This window comes from Belliella marina (assembly GCF_042682445.1).
GTDB classification, from domain to species: Bacteria; Bacteroidota; Bacteroidia; order Cytophagales; family Cyclobacteriaceae; genus Belliella; species Belliella marina.
Window position 1 is genome coordinate 187,432 of record NZ_JBHUHR010000048.1, and the last position, 1,126, is coordinate 188,557.

Consider the following 1,126-nt stretch of genomic DNA (forward strand, 5'->3'; position numbering starts at 1 on the left):
TTTGTGGTAAACCCTAACCACCATGAGCCCAAAGGATGCACAAGGGACACTAGGAGATTTCGAATTATTGACTCCTTATTTCCCCTTGTGAACTTTGTGGAGACCTTCGTGTACCTTTGTGGTAAATCCTAACCACCAAGAACCCAAAGACTGTACAAGGAACACTAGAAGATTTCAAATTATTGATTCCTCATTTTCCCTTGTGAACTTTGTGGGAACCTTGGTGCACTTTGTGGTAAATTCTAACCACCAAGAGCCCAAAGGATGCACAAGGGACACTAGGAGATTTCGAATTATTGACTCCTTATTTCCCCTTGTGAACTTTGTGGAGACCTTCGTGTACCTTTGTGGTAAATCCTAACCACCAAGAACCCAAAGGATGCACTAAGGACACTAGGAGATTTCGATTTTTTAATTCCTCATTTCCCCTTGTAAACTTTGTGGGAACCTTGGTGCACTTTGTGGTAAGTTCTAACCACTAAGAACCCAAAGGATGCACAAGGGGCACTAGGAGATTTCGGTTTATTGATTCCTCATTTCCTCTTGTGAACTTTGTGAGAACCTTGGTGTGTGGTAAATCCTAACCACCAAGAGCCCAAAGAATGCACTAGGGACACTAGGGGATTTCAAATTATTGATTCCTCATTTTCCCTTGTGAACTTTGTGGAAACCTTCGCATACTTTGTGGTAAATCTTAACCACCAAGAGCCCAAAGGATGCACAAGGGACACTAGGAGATTTCGAATTAGTGACAGCCCATTTTCCCTTGTGAACTTTGTGGAAACCTTCTTGTACTTTGTGGTAAATCCTAACCACCAAGAGCCCAAAGGATGCACAAGGGGCACTAGGAGATTTCGGTTTATTGATTCCTCATTTCCCCTTGTGAACTTTGTGGGAACCTTGGTGCACTTTGTGGTAAATTCTAACCACCAAGAGCCCAAAGGATGCACTAAGGACACTAGGGGATTTCAAATTATTGATTCCTCATTTTCCCTTGTGAACTTTGTGGGAACCTTGGTGCACTTTGTGGTAAGTTCTAACCACTAAGAACCCAAAGGATGCACTAAGGACACTAGGGGATTTCGAATTAGTGACAGCCCATTTTCCCTTGTGAACTTTGTGGAGA